The organism is Agrobacterium sp. Azo12, from assembly GCF_029193765.2.
In the GTDB taxonomy this organism is placed as follows: domain Bacteria; phylum Pseudomonadota; class Alphaproteobacteria; order Rhizobiales; family Rhizobiaceae; genus Agrobacterium.
The window spans coordinates 1266033-1282754 of the sequence record NZ_JARFYO020000001.1 but is presented as its reverse complement, the minus strand read 5'-3'; the positions used below and the strand labels follow the sequence as shown (position 1 = coordinate 1282754).

17 protein-coding genes are annotated in these 16722 nt (G+C 55.4%); 8 read left to right on the top strand and 9 right to left on the bottom strand.

Annotation, left to right across the window (positions count from 1 at the left end; translation table 11 throughout):
- Positions 1 to 137: 137 nt before the first annotated feature.
- From PYL13_RS05890 to PYL13_RS05880, 3 genes are all read left to right on the top strand, one after another.
- Positions 138 to 857, top strand: coding sequence for a hypothetical protein (locus PYL13_RS05890; RefSeq protein ID WP_275640735.1), 720 nt, complete (start codon positions 138 to 140; stop codon positions 855 to 857).
- 38 nt (positions 858 to 895) lie between these two features.
- Complete coding sequence (locus tag PYL13_RS05885) at positions 896 to 1969, top strand: linear amide C-N hydrolase (protein ID WP_275640734.1); 1074 nt, start codon at positions 896 to 898, stop codon at positions 1967 to 1969.
- Positions 1970 to 2069: 100 nt separating this feature from the next.
- The gene (locus tag PYL13_RS05880; RefSeq protein ID WP_192487316.1) at positions 2070 to 2399 is read left to right on the top strand and encodes a DMT family transporter; all 330 of its coding nucleotides are present in this window, start codon (positions 2070 to 2072) and stop codon (positions 2397 to 2399) included.
- Positions 2400 to 2426: 27 nt separating this feature from the next.
- Here the strand turns inward: PYL13_RS05880 and PYL13_RS05875 are convergent, their stop codons facing one another.
- From PYL13_RS05875 to PYL13_RS05855, 5 genes are all read right to left on the bottom strand, one after another.
- Entirely contained in the window at positions 2427 to 2630 is a 204-nt protein-coding gene (locus PYL13_RS05875; RefSeq protein ID WP_250983047.1) for a heavy-metal-associated domain-containing protein, read from the bottom strand.
- Between the two features lie 21 nt (positions 2631 to 2651).
- A complete protein-coding gene (gene cueR / locus PYL13_RS05870; RefSeq protein ID WP_259145549.1) occupies positions 2652 to 3080 on the bottom strand; it encodes a Cu(I)-responsive transcriptional regulator in 429 nt (142 codons plus the stop codon).
- Positions 3077 to 5653 (bottom strand): heavy metal translocating P-type ATPase, encoded by a 2577-nt coding sequence (locus PYL13_RS05865; RefSeq protein ID WP_275640733.1) that lies wholly within the window; start codon positions 5651 to 5653, stop codon positions 3077 to 3079. The genes cueR and PYL13_RS05865 overlap by 4 nt, the downstream gene beginning before the upstream one ends.
- Before the next feature lie 256 nt (positions 5654 to 5909).
- Positions 5910 to 6578: a class I SAM-dependent DNA methyltransferase gene (locus PYL13_RS05860; RefSeq protein ID WP_275640732.1), complete on the bottom strand. Its 669-nt coding sequence runs from the start codon at positions 6576 to 6578 to the stop codon at positions 5910 to 5912.
- Positions 6526 to 6999, bottom strand: coding sequence for a YcgN family cysteine cluster protein (locus PYL13_RS05855; RefSeq protein ID WP_275640731.1), 474 nt, complete (start codon positions 6997 to 6999; stop codon positions 6526 to 6528). Before PYL13_RS05855 ends, PYL13_RS05860 begins: the two co-directional genes overlap by 53 nt.
- Positions 7000 to 7168: 169 nt before the next feature.
- Here PYL13_RS05855 and PYL13_RS05850 point away from each other — a divergent pair, with 169 nt between their 5' ends.
- The 3 genes from PYL13_RS05850 to PYL13_RS05840 all read left to right on the top strand — a co-directional run bounded on the left by PYL13_RS05850 (position 7169) and on the right by PYL13_RS05840 (position 10812).
- Entirely contained in the window at positions 7169 to 9361 is a 2193-nt protein-coding gene (locus PYL13_RS05850) for a transglycosylase domain-containing protein (RefSeq protein WP_275640730.1), read from the top strand.
- A 322-nt stretch (positions 9362 to 9683) separates the two neighbouring features.
- Entirely contained in the window at positions 9684 to 10271 is a 588-nt protein-coding gene (locus PYL13_RS05845; protein WP_275640729.1) for a DUF1214 domain-containing protein, read from the top strand.
- Entirely contained in the window at positions 10264 to 10812 is a 549-nt protein-coding gene (locus tag PYL13_RS05840; RefSeq protein ID WP_275640728.1) for a DUF1254 domain-containing protein, read from the top strand. The genes PYL13_RS05845 and PYL13_RS05840 overlap by 8 nt, the downstream gene beginning before the upstream one ends.
- Positions 10813 to 10864: 52 nt before the next feature.
- Here PYL13_RS05840 and PYL13_RS05835 read toward each other — a convergent pair whose 3' ends face one another.
- Positions 10865 to 11071, bottom strand: a complete 207-nt coding sequence (locus tag PYL13_RS05835) for a hypothetical protein (protein WP_250983054.1) — start codon at positions 11069 to 11071, stop codon at positions 10865 to 10867.
- A gap of 719 nt (positions 11072 to 11790) precedes the next feature.
- Here PYL13_RS05835 and PYL13_RS05830 point away from each other — a divergent pair.
- Positions 11791 to 12723 carry a DUF2336 domain-containing protein gene (locus PYL13_RS05830; RefSeq protein WP_250983055.1) on the top strand — a complete coding sequence of 311 codons (933 nt, stop codon included), beginning with the start codon at positions 11791 to 11793 and terminating at the stop codon, positions 12721 to 12723.
- A 21-nt stretch (positions 12724 to 12744) separates the two neighbouring features.
- Here the strand turns inward: PYL13_RS05830 and PYL13_RS05825 are convergent, their stop codons facing one another.
- The 3 genes from PYL13_RS05825 to PYL13_RS05815 are packed head-to-tail and all read right to left on the bottom strand — an operon-like array spanning position 12745 to position 15579.
- Entirely contained in the window at positions 12745 to 13095 is a 351-nt protein-coding gene (locus tag PYL13_RS05825; RefSeq protein WP_250983056.1) for a DUF1491 family protein, read from the bottom strand.
- A 35-nt stretch (positions 13096 to 13130) separates the two neighbouring features.
- Entirely contained in the window at positions 13131 to 14078 is a 948-nt protein-coding gene (locus PYL13_RS05820; RefSeq protein ID WP_275640727.1) for a peptidoglycan-binding domain-containing protein, read from the bottom strand.
- Positions 14050 to 15579 carry a sensor histidine kinase gene (locus PYL13_RS05815; RefSeq protein WP_275641376.1) on the bottom strand — a complete coding sequence of 510 codons (1530 nt, stop codon included), beginning with the start codon at positions 15577 to 15579 and terminating at the stop codon, positions 14050 to 14052. The genes PYL13_RS05820 and PYL13_RS05815 overlap by 29 nt, the downstream gene beginning before the upstream one ends.
- Positions 15580 to 16084: 505 nt before the next feature.
- On the opposite strand from PYL13_RS05815, the gene PYL13_RS05810 reads away from it, so the two are divergent.
- On the top strand, positions 16085 to 16498 hold the full coding sequence (locus PYL13_RS05810) for a DUF5330 domain-containing protein (protein WP_192487305.1): 414 nt from the start codon (positions 16085 to 16087) through the stop codon (positions 16496 to 16498).
- The last annotated feature ends 224 nt before the right edge of the window (positions 16499 to 16722 follow it).

The window sequence follows — 16722 nt, the reverse complement described above, 5'->3', positions numbered from 1 at the left end:
TTCTGATTATTATCCTCGCCAGATGCGTAAATGGCGGGGGCGCTAGTTTGTATCATTCCATTCGTTCGTTGATATCGGTCGCGGCTCTATCAGCCCTTGCTTTTCCAGCTTTCGGCGCTGATTTCAACGCAGAGCGCATGGCCCCTGAACGCGAATGGGCCGTGATAGTCAGCCCTTATGCTTGGGCGGCCAGTCTGAACGGTGACGGTTCACTGGCCGGCTTCGACACTGATGTTGACGTGCCCTTCTCAGATGTTCTCAAACATCTCGACTTCGTCGTTATGGGCAATGTCGAAATCACCAATGGCCTTTGGGGCGTCTATTTCGATGCGCAACATGTGCGTACCAGTCAGGACGAGCAGTTGCTGGCCAACGAACTCGATCTTGGTATCAAGACCACTTCCTTGAGTGCCGGTGCCTTTTTCAAGGCCTATGAGGCTGAACTGGGTGGGCAGACTGTTTTCAACCGCCCACGCACCATTTCGATTGAACCGACCGCTGGCATTCGCTGGACCAAGCTGGAAGGTACTGTGCATTTTCTGGGTCTGAGCGCCAAAAAAAGTGCCGACTGGGTTGATCCCTTCATCGGTCTGCGCGTCAATGCCGACCTTACCGATCGCTGGAACCTGTTTAGCTCGGTGGATGTTGGCGGGTTTGATGTCGGATCGAAATTCACCATCAACGCACAATCCTATCTCGGTTATCGCACCACATTGTTTGGTAAACCGACGATCCTGCGGGCCGGATATCGCGTGCTGCATCAGGACTATGAAAGCGACGACTTTACCGGTGCCAACAAGTTCCGCTGGAACGTAACGCAGCACGGGCCTGTCGTCGGTTTTTCCATGCGCTTTTGAATGTCCTGATACCAGGCTCCAAGCAGAGGAAATCTCCCATGAAAGCCAGACGCCTTAACGTTTCAAAATCATTGGTCGCCCTTGCCTTCGCCAGCGTTTTCACACTTCAGACCACTGCCGAAGCCTGCACACGCGTTGTCTATCTCGGTCCAAATGACAACATCATCACTGCCCGCTCCATGGACTGGAAAAATGACGTTGCGACCAATCTTTGGGTACTGCCGCGCGGCATAGAACGAACAGGTGAAACCGGCCCCAACTCCATAAAATGGAAAGCCAAATATGGCAGCGTGGTCGCCACGGGCTACGATGTCTCCACGACCGATGGCATCAATGAAATGGGTCTGAACGCCAACCTGCTGTGGCTTGCGGAATCGGAATACCCGGTGCTCGACAAAAAAAAGCCCGGGCTGACAATCGCCGCCTGGGCGCAATATGTGCTGGATAACTTTGCCACCGTTGCAGACGCTGTCGAAGCACTGGAAAAAGAACCCTTCACCGTTGTGACCGACAACGTGCCTGGCGAAAACCGGCTGACCACGCTTCACCTGTCGATATCCGACGCCAGCGGCGACAGCGCCATTGTCGAATATATCAAGGGCAAGCAGGTCATTCATCACAACCGTGATTACCAGGTCATGACGAATTCTCCGCAGTTCGAGCAACAGCTGGCACTCAACGCCTATTGGAAGAGCATTGGTGGCACCACGATGCTGCCAGGCACCAACCGTGCGGCGGACCGTTTTGCCCGCGCCTCGTTTTACGTGAACGCCATTCCGAAGGAAGAAGATTCCAACCGGGCACTTGCCAGCGTATTTAGCGTGATCCGCAATGCATCGGTGCCATTTGGCATCAACACGCCGGAAGAACCCAATATATCCTCCACCCGTTGGCGGGTGGTGACGGATCACAAACGCAAGCTTTATTTCTTCGAGTCGGCACTGACTCCAAATACTTTTTGGGTCGATTTGAAGAAGCTGGATTTTGCGGAAAACACCGGCAAAGTCCTGAAGCTCGATCTGGGACCGGATCAGGACCACACTTATTCTGGCGAAACCAGCGGCGAGTTCAAGGAAAGCCCTGCCTTCAAATTCCTCGGCATACCAGAATGACACCTGATCGGGCCACATTACCGTCGTTGGCTCGTTTATGGACCTGAAATCATCGAAAATTCACGTGACGAGATTTCGCTTTTCTGCTTGATGCGTGTGCATGAACGCATATCTCGCACTTGGCATTGCCATTGTCTCGGAAGTCATCGCCACGGCTGCCCTAAAGGCGTCGCATGGCTTTAGCCAATTGGTACCGTCACTCATTGTGGTGGTCGGCTATGGTGCGGCGTTTTATTTCCTGTCGATCACGCTGAAAACCATCCCTGTCGGCGTGGCTTATGCCATCTGGTCCGGCACCGGCATTGTGCTGATCTCCATTATCGGTTGGGTTCTGATGGGCCAGAAGCTGGATCTGCCGGCGATTATCGGTATTGCGCTCATCATGGCCGGCGTCATCACCATCAATGTCTGGTCTTCAACAGGTCATTGATGGCGACGCGAAGGGTACGGGCGGCTGTCACGCTGCCTTTTCAGGGCTGTAACCAGCCTCGCGGATGGCCTCTTCTGCGGCCTGCGCATTTCCTGTGACAGACACGCTGTGTGTCGAAAGATCGACGCTGACCACTGCATCCGGCAGCACATCTGCCAGCGCGCCACGCACGGTCTTTTCACAGTGGCCGCAGGTCATGTCCGGCACGTGGAATGTTACCGTATCGCTCATGATATTTCCTTTCATGCTGTTTCAGTTTTTATGACGGTGAGATGGGTTGGATGGCAGCATGTCAAACCCCGCGAGATCATCGAGGATCGGGCAATCGGGCCTGTGGTCGCCACCGCAGCAATGGGCAAGGTGTGACAGGGTCGTCACCATGCTTTTCATTTCTGCGATCTTGTGTTCAAGATCGGCGATATGCGAGAGCGCAATTTCCTTCACGGCACTGCTTTCGCGGCTCTTGTCCTGCCAGAGTTTTAGCAGCGTTTCGGTCTCCTCCAGTGAAAAGCCGAGCGTTCTCGACCGCTTGATGAAGCGCAAGTTGTGAATATCCTGCTCGCCATACACGCGGTAATTATTACCTGTTCGCTCTGCCGGATGGATGAGGCCGATCTGCTCATAATAACGGATCATCTTGGCAGAGACGCCGGAGGCTAATGAAGCTTGTCCGATATTCATGCGGCATGGGTTCCCTGTTGAGACATGTCATGGTGCGAAACCCTGACGGTTTTCAGTCGCAGCGCATTGGCCACCACGAAGACACTGGAGAGCGCCATGGCGCCCGCGCCGAGCATTGGTGACAATAGAATGCCAAAGGACGGGTAAAGTACACCGGCAGCCACCGGCACCAGCGCAACGTTGTACCCAAAGGCCCAGAACAGGTTTTCCTTGATGTTGCGAATGGTCGCGCGGCTCATTTCAATGGCATTGACCACGCCGGTCAGGTCACCACCCACCAGCACCACATCGGCACTTTCGATTGCAACGTCTGTACCCGTGCCAATGGCAAGGCCGATATCGGCCTCGGCAAGGGCTGGAGCGTCATTGATGCCATCACCAACAAAGGCAAGCGTCTTACCGCCCTGACGAAGATCATGGATGGCCTTGACCTTGCCCTCTGGCAACACTTCCGCCACGACACGGGTAATGCCAACCTGGCGGGCAATCGCTTTGGCGGTGCGCTCATTGTCGCCGGTCACCATGACAACCTCAACGCCCATATCCTGCAGCGCCCTGATGGCAGTGACACTGGTTGCCTTCAGCGGATCGGCAACGGCAATGATCGCAGCCAATTGGCCATCGACTGCCGCGTAAAGCGGGCTCTTGCCCTCGTCGCCCAGACGGTTGGCAACCTCCGTAAACACGTCAACGGCAAGCCCGAGCTTTTTCATGAAACGATCAGCACCGACCTCAACCTTGCGGCCGGAGACTGTTGCCGCAATGCCGTAACCCGTTACGCTCTCAAAACTCTGTGCAGCTTCTACGACACCCAAATCCCGGTCTTTGGCAGCCTTGACGATCGCCTCTGCAATCGGATGCTCGGAGCGCGCCTCTACGGCGGCAACCAAAGCCAGCACCTCGTTATCGGCAAACCCTTCCGCGACGACAAGATCGGTCAGTTCCGGGCTTCCCTTGGTCACGGTACCGGTCTTGTCGACAACGACGATTTCGGCAGAACGCAAGGCTTGCAGGGCATCCCCCTTGCGGAACAGCACACCAAGCTCAGCTGCCCTGCCGGTTCCAACCATGATGGATGTCGGGGTTGCCAGGCCCATGGCGCATGGGCAAGCAATGATCAGCACCGCCACGGCATTGACCAGAGCGTGGGTGTAGGCCGGTGACGGACCAAAGGTCAGCCAGACAAAGAAGGTGATGATGGCAATGGCGATGATCACTGGCACGAACAAGGCCGTGACCCGGTCGACCAGCAACTGGATTGGCAGTTTGGAACCCTGGGCCTCTTCAACCATGCGGATGATTTGCGCCAGCATGGTATCGCCGCCAACCTTGGTCGCCTTGAACTTGAAACCGCCTGTCTTGTTGATCGTGCCGCCGATCACCGCTGCGCCGACTGTTTTTTCAACCGGCACCGGTTCGCCCGAAATCATCGATTCGTCCACGAAGGAAGTGCCCTCAACCACCTCACCATCAACGGCAATACGCTCGCCAGGGCGAATGATGATGACATCACCCAGCACCACGTCATCAGGAGAAATCTCAATTTCCTGACCTTCACGTTCAACACGTGCGGTTTTGGCTTGCAGGCTGGCAAGTTTACGAATGGCATCGCCGGTTTTGCCGCTGGCACGTGCCTCCAGCAAGCGCCCCGTCAGAATGAGCACCACGATAACGGTGGCCGCCTCGTAATAAACGAACTGCGCCTCGTAGGGCAGCAGATCAGGCGCAAAGGTCACAAACACCGAATAGGCATAGGCAGCGAGGACACCCAACGACACCAGCGAGTTCATCTCCGGCGCGCCATGCAACAATGCCGGAATGCCCGCCTTCAGGAAACGCCAGCCGGGGCCAAAGATGACCACTGTCGCCAGCGCAAAATAGATATAATACAGCGTCTGCGTTTCAATGACGCCCATCAGCCAGTGATGAAAAGGCTCGTAGATATGGCCAGTCATTTCGAGAATAAACAGCGGCAACGTCAGCGCGCCACCAATCAACAGGTCACGCTTTAAGGTCGCCTCGCTGCCAACATGGTGCATGTGGTAATGGCCACCATGGGAGGGGTGATCACCCGACGTATCACTGGTATGGCCAGCATGTGCGTGGCCCGCATGGGCATGATGTGCCGTACCCGATACCTTTGTTTTGAAACCGGCCGCATTGGCCGTTTGCAACAGAGTGTCGCGCTCGTGACGCCCGCCAATCGTCTCGATATGGGCAGCGCCCTGTTCAGCATCGACGTGAACATTGACCACGGTCGCAACCGCTTCCAGCACTGATTTAAGACGTTCGGCTTCCTGAGGATTGTTCAATCCTTCGAAATTCAGCTCAAGATGGTTCGGGGTTACCTCATAGCCCATTTTTTTCACGGCAGCGGCCAGTGCCTTGGCCGAAAAACCGTCGCCAGGTTCAACGGTCAGTTTCTTGGTGGCAAAGTTGACGGAGCTGGCTGCAACGCCCGGCACCTTCGCGGCGGCTGTTTCCACCCGGCGCACGCAGGAAGCGCATGTCATACCTTCAACGGGAACAGAAACCGGCTCAGCGGTGTGGATATGTTTAATGGTCTCGTTCATGGGACACCCCTTTTTGAAATCCACCGGATGTCAGATGGATTTCATAATCAAAACGGCGCTTGTCGGCGCGATCGTCTTTTGCTGAACCCTATGTAGGGCTTCCCATCATGGTAAGGTCAAGGGACGGTGTTGTTTTTTATTGAAGCGTGGCAAAACACTGCCAGCTCTGGCGTAAATCTCAATAAAAATAGCCGCTTAATGGATGCGCTTGCCGCGCTCAGTTGTCGAAGGGTGTGGTGATAGAGGATGGTGCGTATCAGTTTTTCTGTGCCAGCCACACGGTTGCGCCGCCGCATTGCGGATCTTCCACCCTGTGATGCAGCACTCGAAATCCGTTGTCATGTAGTAGCTGGCGATACTCTTCTGCAGAAAGGCTGGCGTGATAAAGCGGCCTGCCCTGCCACTCACCAATCACCTCGCCAGCGGTCGGCCCCGAGGTAAAGATCAGTGCGGCGCCGGATTTTGCGTGGCTGGCAAAACGCGGAAACATAAAGCGCTGGTCATCCGGCGTCAGGTGGAAAAAGCTGTGCCAAGCAATCAGGCCATCAAATTGCTTGTCTATATCAAGCTGACGCATATCTTCTACGTGCCAGCAGTGCTCTGGAAAACGCGAGCGGCACAACGCAATCAATTCTTCGGACGCATCAATACCGGTCAGAGCGCAACCGCGCTCGATGCAATAGCGCGCTATAGGTTCGCCCGAACCACAGCCGATATCAAGAGTATGCGATGAGGCAGGCATGAGAGACAGGAAGCGATCAAACCACGGCGCTTCCCGCATGTCTTTGCCGCGCGACTGATCGAACTCCGCGGCGTGCGCACGGTAGAGATCAATGACGGTTTCACTGATCCCCTTGCCCTTGTTTTTGGTGTCAGGGGCGCACAGGCGCGTTTTCTCCCACCCGAAGCGGCCAGTCGACCACATGATCCTCGAAATCATCCACGTCGACGTCAAGTTCGCTCACGGTGCGGTCACGTGCCGAAATACCGGCAATGTGAACAGTTTCCTTGTCTCCAGACACCAGCGGATGCCACCAGTAGAGGTCGTCTCCGTCACGCACCAGCCGGTAACCGCAGGTCGGAGGCAGCCAACCGATTTCATCTACCAGTTCCGGGGTCAGCTGGATGCATTCTGGCACCGTTGCGCGACGATTGGGGTAATCGCTGCACTGGCAGGAATGGCCATCCAGCAACTGACATCGCACGGAGGTGAATACCACGTCGCCGGTGTCCCAGTCTTCCAGCTTGTTAAGACAGCACAGGCCGCAGCCGTCACAGAGGCTTTCCCACTCCTGTGTCGTCATTTCCTCCAGCGATTTCGTTTTCCAGAACGGAAGGTCACTCATTATTCATCATTCCATTTCATCATCGCGCGCCATCGCCGGATTTTGCCACCTCGTCAAGCATCGAGATATGCGGTATTTCTTATCTACAGGGGCCGATGCAGAGGAATGACCCGCGCAAGCTCAATGCGTCAAGCATTCCTTTCAGACCCGAACAGGACATGGTCGCGACGTGCAGGAAGACAAGAACATAAATAAACCGCTCAAACGCAAGCGCCACATTCTCTTGCGAATCGATTCATGGATCGATTCCAGCTTGTGGACCGCCGGGTTCCGCCTCGTTGACCTCTGGGAAGAAGTAACAATCTTTTCGCGGAAATTCCATGTCGAGGGTTGGAAAAAACATCTTATCAACCTCACAGGCAATGCGCTGACGCTTGGAGCCGCCGGTTCCGTGCTGTTGCTGACGCTTGCCATGCCTGCCTTTGAAGAAACCAAAAAAGACTGGCGATATCGTGGCGACTTCGCCGTTACATTTTTGGACCGTTACGGCAATACAATTGGCCATCGTGGCATTATCCATGAAGACTCAGTGCCAATTGATGAACTGCCCGACCATTTCATCAAGGCGGTTCTGGCAACGGAAGACCGTCGCTTCTTTGAACATTTCGGTATCGACTTTATAGGTCTTGCCCGTGCCATGAGCGAAAACGCCCGCGCAGGCGGCGTTGTCCAAGGCGGTTCAACGCTGACCCAGCAGTTGGCCAAGAACCTGTTTTTGACCAATGAGCGGTCGCTGGAACGCAAGGTCAAGGAAGCTTTCCTCGCCCTTTGGCTTGAAGCCAACATGTCGAAAAAAGAAATCCTCAGCCTCTATCTTGACCGCGCCTATATGGGCGGCGGCACCTTTGGTGCGGCAGCGGCCTCGCAGTTCTACTTCGGGAAGAACCTGAGCGACGTCACACTGGCGGAATCCGCCATGCTGGCCGGCCTGTTCAAGGCACCGGCGAAATACGCCCCGCATGCCAACCTGCCTGCGGCACGCGCGCGTGCCAACCAGGTTCTGTCCAACCTTGTTCAAGGCGGCCTGATGACTGAAGGTCAGGTTATTGGTGCGCGCCGCAACCCGGCAACGGTAATCGACCGTGCCGAGGTCAAGACCCCCGACTACTTCCTCGACTGGGCCTTCGACGAGGTGCAGAAACTTTCGGCATCCGGCAAATTCAAGGATCACACTGTCGTGGTACGCACCACGGTTGATACCGGATTGCAAAGTGTCGCCGAGCAGTCGATGGAATCCAGTCTTCGCGAATATGGCGAAGGCTACCGTGTCAAACAGGGTGCAATGGTGATGATCGAAAACGGTGGCGCCGTGCGTGCCATGGTCGGCGGTCGTGACTATGGCGAAAGCCAGTTCAACCGGGCCACCAATGCGCTTCGCCAGCCCGGTTCGTCCTTCAAGGTCTATACCTATGCCGCCACAATGGAAAAGGGTTACAAGCCGGAGACGTTGATTTCCGATGCGCCTGTGACCTGGCGCGGCTGGTCGCCACAGAATTATGGCCGCTCTTACGCCGGCAAGGTGACGCTGGAAACCGCTCTGGCCAAGTCCTACAACACCGTACCGGTACGCCTCGCCAAGGACGTGCTCGGCACCAAGGTCATTGTCGATACGGCAAAGGCGATGGGTGTGATGACCCCGCTGCGCGAAGACAAGACCATTCCGCTTGGCACATCGGAAGTGACCGTTCTTGATCAGGCCACCGGTTACGCGGTTTTCCCGGCAGACGGCATGCAGTCGCGTCGCCATGGCATTGAACAGGTACTCGATTACGAAGGCAATGTGCTCTACGATTTCGAACGCGACGAACCACCTGCCCGCCGCGTCTTGAGCGAAGAAGCCAACTCCAAAATGAACCGCATGCTGGTAACTATCCCGGTCAATGGTACCGCCCGCCGTGGCGCGTTGGACAACGGCATTGTCAGCGGCGGCAAGACCGGCACATCGCAGTCCTACCGCGACGCCTGGTATGTCGGCTTTACTGGCAACTACACCACCGCCGTATGGTTTGGTAATGACGATTTCTCTCCGATGAACAACATGACCGGCGGTGCCTTGCCTGCGATGACATTCAAGCGCCTGATGGATTATGCCCATCAGGGTATGGAGCTCCGCCCGATCCCCGGCATTCAGAACCCCCTTCCGTCGGGCTCGCGTCCGGAACCGGCAGCAGGGTCTGCCAATGTGGCCAGTGCGACAGAAAACATGCCGGTATTCGTGCGTCCCCGTTCGCTTTCGACCGAAGCAACTCGCATCATTCGTGACATGAGCAAGCGCTTCAAGGATGCACCTGCACTGTCGCTATCGGTGCAAAAGGTCGCGGGTATCGACACTCCATCCACTTCAACCAAAGAGCAGAATTGAACCAAAGCGGGGCATGACACAAACTCTGCATTTCCCAAATCGGGAATCAGTGATACCCCTCTAATGCATCGGAGCGGGGACGAGCACGATGCTCGGCAAGCACGATATGCAGATTCAATAGGTTAGAATGCCCTTGATGTGTTTTGAAAACACGGCGGCGCTCTAACATTTGCAGGGGCATACCGGCACCGGTTTTGCCCGAGAAGCAAACGACACAAGGCTGGCGGTCTGAGGCAGGTAAACCAGACAGGCTCACAGCCTCCGCAGACTGACTTTATACTCGCGGTAAACCATGGCGCGGTTCGGAACAGGAAATATACAAGTGCTAAGGGTTCCCTTTCTTGTCGCCATCATGCTGGTCATCGCTTTTGGTGGCGGTATTGTCTCGACATTAGCGGCGCTGGAAGCGACCTCCGGTTTCGGTTCCATCCGGATCGGCCAGTGGGACGCCTTCCCGGAAGCCCAGACAGTCAATGCCGATCCCTATGCCAAATCTCACCGCGCAGACGCTGGCAAGTTGCTGTACGGCACCGCCGAGGGCCTGGCCTTCACCGCGACAGTCGACAATCAAGGCAACAGACTGGTCGGCGACTGCCGATACAATATCGAGGGCGTGACACCACCTGCCCGCTTCTGGACGCTTTACGCTGCCGATATGCAGGGCAATCTGCTGGACGACGGCAGCGGACGGCCAGCGGCACTGAATTCACGGACACTTTTGCGCGGTCCTGAAGGTGATATCGATATCGCTGTCGCCTCCACCGCCCAGACATTCAACTGGCTGGCCATTCCCGCAAGCGGAGAGTTCAAGCTGGTGCTGACACTGCTCGATACACCGGTGGCGGGCAGTTCCGGTCTTATCGATCTGACCATGCCAAGCATTATCCGGACGGGGTGTGGCAATGCTTAGGATCGCACTGGCAATCTTTACCGGCCTGATCGGTGCGGCCCTACTGCACCTCATCATCGTGCTGGCTGTTCCGCATTTCAGCAATCGTGATGCCTACACGCGCTCATTGGCCGAAGGGCCCGCGAACACGTTTCATCTGTTGAAGGATACACGTGACAAGGCAGCACTTGGCAGTGGCGATCCGTTCATTAAGGTGGCCGTCTGCACCTTTGACATTGAAGAGATGCCCTTGCGGTTGACCGCCTTCGGCAATGTCCCGTTCTGGTCTATAGCCATTTACGACAGCGCATCCAACGAAGTGTTCAGCATGAATGACCGCACATCGGCCGAAGGTGTGATGGATATTCTGGTGGCGACACCGGTGCAGCTTTCAACAATTCGCAAAGCGCAGCCTGCAGCACTGGCACAGGCCATTCTGACATCATCTGTTCAAACAGAGGGATATGCGGTTTTGCGGACAATGACACCGCAGAGCAGCTTCGTTCAGGAAGCCGAGACATTTCTGGATCAGGCGAAATGCGAGCCATTTCAATGGCAATAATGGCACCTAGCGGATATTGACCCGCTACCTGCATGTTAACTGATGCGGCCCATCAGGATTTGGCGGCTTTTCCTGGCTGTACAGGGCGACCGTTGGTCGTTGTGGGTGCCGGCGTTTCCGGTTCCGTCGTGCGGCGTTCATAACGCACGCCAGTGAAAAACAGGATTTGCGCCGGGCCGTTGATGGCTGGGCTGTTTTTCGCTTTCACACCATGGAAAGAGCGATCATTCGCACTGTCCAGTTTGATAATGTCTGCCATGCTCCTCTCCTTCGCTGCATCATTCATTGACCTTTGGCACACTCATGGGCACTTGAGTCAACATTATGAAGAAGGCGGCAAGTCAGGCTCATTATCTGCGGTCACACTGACATTTAAAACGCCTTCTACACTCGGTATTCGAACCACTGCATAGTATGCGATCAAGCCACATTATGGTTAACAGATAGTTAATGCTAATTTGGACGCAACTGTGCGAATATCCACAGGCCGGCCCCTAAAATCTCGTAGTAGATCAACAAGATTTTATTAATCTTACAACCACGGGCCCTAATTTGAACAACCCAAGATTTAGGCGATTTATGCCGTTGTAATGAAATAGTTTTTTCTCACGCCATTTTTTGACACCCCAAAATTTGGGGGCGAAATCCGTTTATCAGCGTTTGACGGAATAAGGTTCAGTGTTCTCTATAGGATTCAGCCGTCATGACGACGGTTAGGGCCCGCATTTCATAGCAAAACTATGGTGCGGGTTCCGCATTTTCAGATGCTGCGCTTTGTTCGCCATTTGCTGCCCTCCCTGATTTTTCCGCAATTTTCCACAGCAACTTTCATGCTCGCTGAAAAACTTGGCACACAGCCCCCCATAGTTAACAGGACGTCAACGCATTTGTTCTAAATCTACACAATATTGCGTTTGCGTAAGTTGTATTGGGTGCGCTTTGGACGACCGGTTTCGAGAACTTGAAAGGCCTACGGCCATGCGGAAGAAAGATGTCGTGCTGATGGCTACGGTCACAAGCTTCGAGACACTTGCACATCCATCGAAGTCGGAATTGCGCCAGTTTGCAGAGCTTTTCATGCCTTTGTTTGCCGCTTCGACCGATGAGGCACGGCGCCAGGCCATTGCAGCCCTGTCTCAACATCCCGACATTCCGGCACCGGTGGCATTTTTTATTGCCAGCCAGCCGATTTCGATTTCCGCACCGTTTCTGATTTCTTCGAAATCTCTCAATGACGAAACGCTGATCACCATTGCCCGGACGCAAGGGCGTGCCCACGCGCGCGCCATTGTGCGCAGAGAATCTCTCTCGCCAACCGTCATAGATGCCCTGGTCGGCATTGGCCATTCGCAGTCCGCCTCGCAGCCCGTGGAAACGGCAAAGGCAGCGGACGCGCAGGCCGTTCAGGCCGCACCTGTGCCTTCCGAAATCATCGATGTACCGCCAAGCAATCCGTCGCGTGAGGAAGAACTTCGCCAGCAGATCAAGACCATGGCTCGGCAGGTCAGCCGTCCATCCGACGATGTGCTGGGTCTTCGCCGCCTGAGCGACATTCAGGAAGCCTTGCTGGTGCGTTTTGCCCGTGAGCGGGATGCCCGGCAGTTTTCTGCCGCCCTTGCAAACACACTTTCGGCCAGCCACTGGCTTGCAGAGCGCATCATGCTGGATATTTCCGGCGTGCAGTTGGCAACAACCCTCAAGGGGCTGGGTATGAACGCGTCAGACGCGATATTCGTACTACAGGGCTTCTATCCGCATCTTAGCCAGAAGACTGGTGACATCAGCCGGGCTGAAGGCATCTTGTACAAGCTTGACGCGATTGCCTGTGAACAACGTATCGAAAGCTGGCGCCGTGCCGACAGCTATACGTTCCAGCCCAAGGATGCGGACAAGCAGAAGCGGTTTGGCTGACACGACCAGTCAGCATGTTTCTCAGATATCGCCGTTCACGACTGTAAACAGGTCACTGGCGTTTTCCGTTTCAATTTCCACCAGCCAGAGATCGCTGTCAAAGCGACTCTCCTTCTCGATGACAGCGGCAACCGCCGCTGCATCCTGCCGCCGCAGACGTACCTCGAAGCGGCGCCCTGCGTCGCTTTCCTCACTGTCAGAGAACACCTGTGGCGCCGGGCCAAAGAGCGTTTCGGAGCCATCACGAAATCGCTGGCGGATAAAGATCGCACCCGCCTCTTCCGCACCGCGTTTTTCAACGGCTGCGAAATCACCAGTGGCAAATACCCGCCGAATGAGCGCGGCGACAAAGATATCCGATTTCAACCGCATTCAGGGTTTCCTGCTTGAATGGAGAGGCGGCCCTGTTAAAGGGCGCCGATATCCTTCAGCTTCTTCAATACCGCATCGCTTGGTTCGCCTGTTTCAGGCAGGCGGTAATGTTTTTCAAAGTGGCGGATCGCCGTGCGGGTCTGCTGCCCAAGCATGCCATCCACGGTCACATTGGCATAGGCGATGTTGACCAGACCCTGCTGGATCTTGGCAACAAGCTCATTATTGACCGGCTTGATCGCGGCATTCTGCGCCGTCGCATTGACCGGTGACGGCTTGGCATTTTCCGATTTGCGGATTGCCGCTGCGACGGGGTCAATCGCGACACCCTGATTGCCGGCGCTCTCGTTCGGGCGATCTCTGGGAATTGCCGATACGGTCGAACCATCGATTTTCAGTGCAGCGAGAACGCGCGTGGTCGGCTCACCGGTTTGCGTCATGCCAACGGTTTCTTCAAAGAACAAGATTGCCGCAGTGGTGCGTGGACCGATCTTGCCGTCAGCTTTGCCATCGTAGAGACCGCGGCGGGCCAGTTCCTGCTGGATCTCGGCTACGAGTTGCGAAGGCACCTGGGATGGTTGACCATCGGAGACCTGTGTCGAGGCCTGCGGTGCGCCGTCCTGCGGCTGGCCACCGTCCTGCAGATCTCCTGCTTCACCCGGTGCGCGCTCGATACGGAATGTCGTTACATCGCCCGTGGCATCGAGTGGCTGTGCAACGCGATAGCCGGCAATGCCGTTGGGATCGACTTCGTCACGGGTTCTGAGAAACGGCGACGGATGCACACCTGGCTGGTACCAGAGCGCGTTGGCGGACACGAAACCGAAGACAATCGTAAAGGCGGCGACACCCGCTACAAGGCGCGGATGTTGACCGAGTTGATACCCCACCTGGCGCCCCACAGCGCCAATAGCCAGAGAAACGACACCCGGCTCACGGCGGGCTGGTTTCCTCTCAGGCGATTTTCGCTTTCGCGGTGCCATTTACACTTCCCTCTTTCATAACTTCCACAGAAGCGATCTGCCGAAGACGTGGCGGAAATTCGACCATGCGCTCGGTTTCATCATTCTGTGCACAGCCAATTGCGCCTGAACCGTCAATTGGCAATGTAACCGTTACAATTGTTCCTTCACCCGGACGGCTGGCAATAGCGAAACGACCGCCATGCAGACCAACCAGTCCCTTGACCAGCGAAAGACCAAGCCCCGTGCCCTCATAGCGACGGGTATATTCGTTCTGAACCTGCATGAAGGGCTGGCCCAGCAAATCGATCTTGTCAGCGGCAATACCGATGCCGGTATCGCTGACAGAGATTTTCAGCGTGTTGCCCTCGCGGGCCGCATCCATGCTGACGACGCCACCGGCATCGGTAAATTTAAGTGCGTTGCCAGTCAGGTTGATGAGAACCTGCTGGATTGCTCGCTGGTCTGCAACCACATCACCGAGATCGCGCTGGACGCGGCTGGTCAAAGTGACGCCCTTTTCCTTGGCCTGCAGACCAAGCATGGCTTCGCAGGTCGAAATCGATTCGCCTATGTTGAACGGCTCCATCAGTAGCTCGTAACGACCGGCTTCCAACTTGCTCATGTCCAGCATGGTGTTGACCACAGACAGGAGATGCGCACCGGACTGGCGGATCAGCGCAACATATTCGCGCTGGCGATCATTTTCGAACTTGCCGAAATATTCACCTGCAAGGATATCTGAAAAACCAAGGACGGCATTGAGCGGCGTGCGCAGCTCATGGCTGACGGCGGCCAGAAAACGCGACTTGGCGTCATTAGCCGATTCGGCCTCGGCGACCTTGCGTGCCACTTCACCGCGCAAAACTTCCTTTTCGGTCGTATCACGCAGCTGGCCAATGACCCGCAGAAGTTCACCACTCGGCTCGCGAACCGCCGTCAAATCCATGCGGGTATGCAGGAACTGATCGACACCACGGCTAAGAGACGATTGTTCGAAACGCAGCTCGACAGACGACTGCTCCGCACCCTGGCGCAGGCAATCCAGCGCCTGTGCAAAGGCAATACGGTCCGTCACATGAATACGCTCGGCAAACATATAGCCGGCGCAATCCTTGACGCTCTTTGGAAAGGCGTCGATGTCGCGACCGGCAACATTTTGCACCATGCCCAGCTCGTCAAAAAAAATAACCACGCCAGGAACATAGGCAGCAAGCGCATCCAGCTTGACCGGCTGGTTGGCCACAGTTGCAGCGGAGGATACCGGACGGCGCACACCCAGATATACGGCAATGACAATAAGGAAGCTTGCCAACACGATCGCCGCCCCTGCTGGAAGCGCAATTGCTGGACTTACAAACAGGCTCAAAATGGTCGGCACGACGAACAGTGCACATAGGCTGAAAGCCATGAACCGGCGCAGCACCGGCACTCTGGCGGTCCGCTGCACGGCATCTTCTTCCATGCGCGCAAGCCACGTGCTTGCGACATGATCAATGCCTGCAACCGCTCTATCAGCAATGTTACTCAATACTTGCACACCAAAACCCTAAAACGGTCTTCTCGAGGCCGGAGAATAGGTCTTGGCACTTAAAGAAAGGATAAAGACATGGGTCAGATGGGGCAGCAAAAGGGCCTGAAATCTCATTTCGGAACATTTCACAGCGACTTTGCCAATCATGGTTAATGACGGGTAAGCGACGGATTTTGCTCAATTTTCCAAATGCTGTTAATCATTGTGGCGAAGAGAACCCAAGGTTTGCGGTGCATTAGGGCCGCGCTGCCGCAATTATGCTTAACATCATCGTTTAAATTAGATCCAATTGCTTAGGACGGCATGCCGGAAAAGGAAAAAAGATAAAATTTGAATCAAATTTGATGAAAATACCGCCGGAAATTTCAAACGGCTGTTGGTCTGTTGTGTGTAGGTTCTGCTCAAGCCCGAAAAACAGGGCATTCGCATACGGGAATACCGTTGCAAAACAAGGCAGGCCTGAAAGGCAAGCCAACAAACAGGGTAGTTGACAATGTGGTTTCTTATTAAAGGAACATTCTGGTTTTCGCTGGTGCTGGTGGCGCTATCCTATTTTGGCGCCGCGCAGAACGAATCGCAGACCTCGACACCGATGAATGTCGCAGGTGCAGTTTCGGCTGCCAGTGAAGCCTACCGTTATGTCAGCGCAATCTGCACGGAGAAACCTGAAGTTTGTGAACAAGGTGCAGAGACATTCCATGCACTGGCCGGACGTGCCCGTGACGGCGCCAAGGTTGCCTATGAATTTCTCGACACCCAGATTGGTGTCAACGAAGACAAGGCCACCGCTGAGTTGACCACCGCCTCGACCGGTACGCCAAGCATCAGCGTTGAATTCCCTCAGAATGGCGACAAGGCGACATCTGAGGGTTTCGTGCCCGTTCCGCAAAAGCGCCCTGCCCTTTAATATCCTCTGAATTCGCCGCTGCCCTCGCCATCTGAAATTCCTGCCGAAGATGACCACTCCTTCGGCACATACACCTTGCGGACAGTTGATAGCCATCGTCTGCCGCCGGACTGCCTGAACTGGACTGAGAATTTGGTCACGCCCTGCCCGGTGAAAATCCGGCAGGGCTTTTTCTTTGCTTTGCGGTTCTAATCACCACGATTTTCGCCTATATGGCGGCAAGT

Excerpts from the sequence above, each read along its gene's own strand:
- PYL13_RS05890 (WP_275640735.1), top strand. The coding sequence starts at position 138 with ATGGCCCCTGAACGCGAATGGGCCGTGATAGTCAGCCCTTATGCTTGG.
- PYL13_RS05885 (WP_275640734.1), top strand. The coding sequence starts at position 896 with ATGAAAGCCAGACGCCTTAACGTTTCAAAATCATTGGTCGCCCTTGCC.
- PYL13_RS05880 (WP_192487316.1), top strand. The coding sequence starts at position 2,070 with ATGAACGCATATCTCGCACTTGGCATTGCCATTGTCTCGGAAGTCATC.
- PYL13_RS05875 (WP_250983047.1), bottom strand. The coding sequence starts at position 2,630 with ATGAGCGATACGGTAACATTCCACGTGCCGGACATGACCTGCGGCCAC.
- cueR (WP_259145549.1), bottom strand. The coding sequence starts at position 3,080 with ATGAATATCGGACAAGCTTCATTAGCCTCCGGCGTCTCTGCCAAGATG.
- PYL13_RS05865 (WP_275640733.1), bottom strand. The coding sequence starts at position 5,653 with ATGAACGAGACCATTAAACATATCCACACCGCTGAGCCGGTTTCTGTT.
- PYL13_RS05860 (WP_275640732.1), bottom strand. The coding sequence starts at position 6,578 with ATGTGGTCGACTGGCCGCTTCGGGTGGGAGAAAACGCGCCTGTGCGCC.
- PYL13_RS05855 (WP_275640731.1), bottom strand. The coding sequence starts at position 6,999 with ATGAGTGACCTTCCGTTCTGGAAAACGAAATCGCTGGAGGAAATGACG.
- PYL13_RS05840 (WP_275640728.1), top strand. The coding sequence starts at position 10,264 with ATGCTTAGGATCGCACTGGCAATCTTTACCGGCCTGATCGGTGCGGCC.
- PYL13_RS05835 (WP_250983054.1), bottom strand. The coding sequence starts at position 11,071 with ATGGCAGACATTATCAAACTGGACAGTGCGAATGATCGCTCTTTCCAT.
- PYL13_RS05830 (WP_250983055.1), top strand. The coding sequence starts at position 11,791 with ATGCGGAAGAAAGATGTCGTGCTGATGGCTACGGTCACAAGCTTCGAG.
- PYL13_RS05825 (WP_250983056.1), bottom strand. The coding sequence starts at position 13,095 with ATGCGGTTGAAATCGGATATCTTTGTCGCCGCGCTCATTCGGCGGGTA.
- PYL13_RS05820 (WP_275640727.1), bottom strand. The coding sequence starts at position 14,078 with ATGGCACCGCGAAAGCGAAAATCGCCTGAGAGGAAACCAGCCCGCCGT.
- PYL13_RS05810 (WP_192487305.1), top strand. The coding sequence starts at position 16,085 with ATGTGGTTTCTTATTAAAGGAACATTCTGGTTTTCGCTGGTGCTGGTG.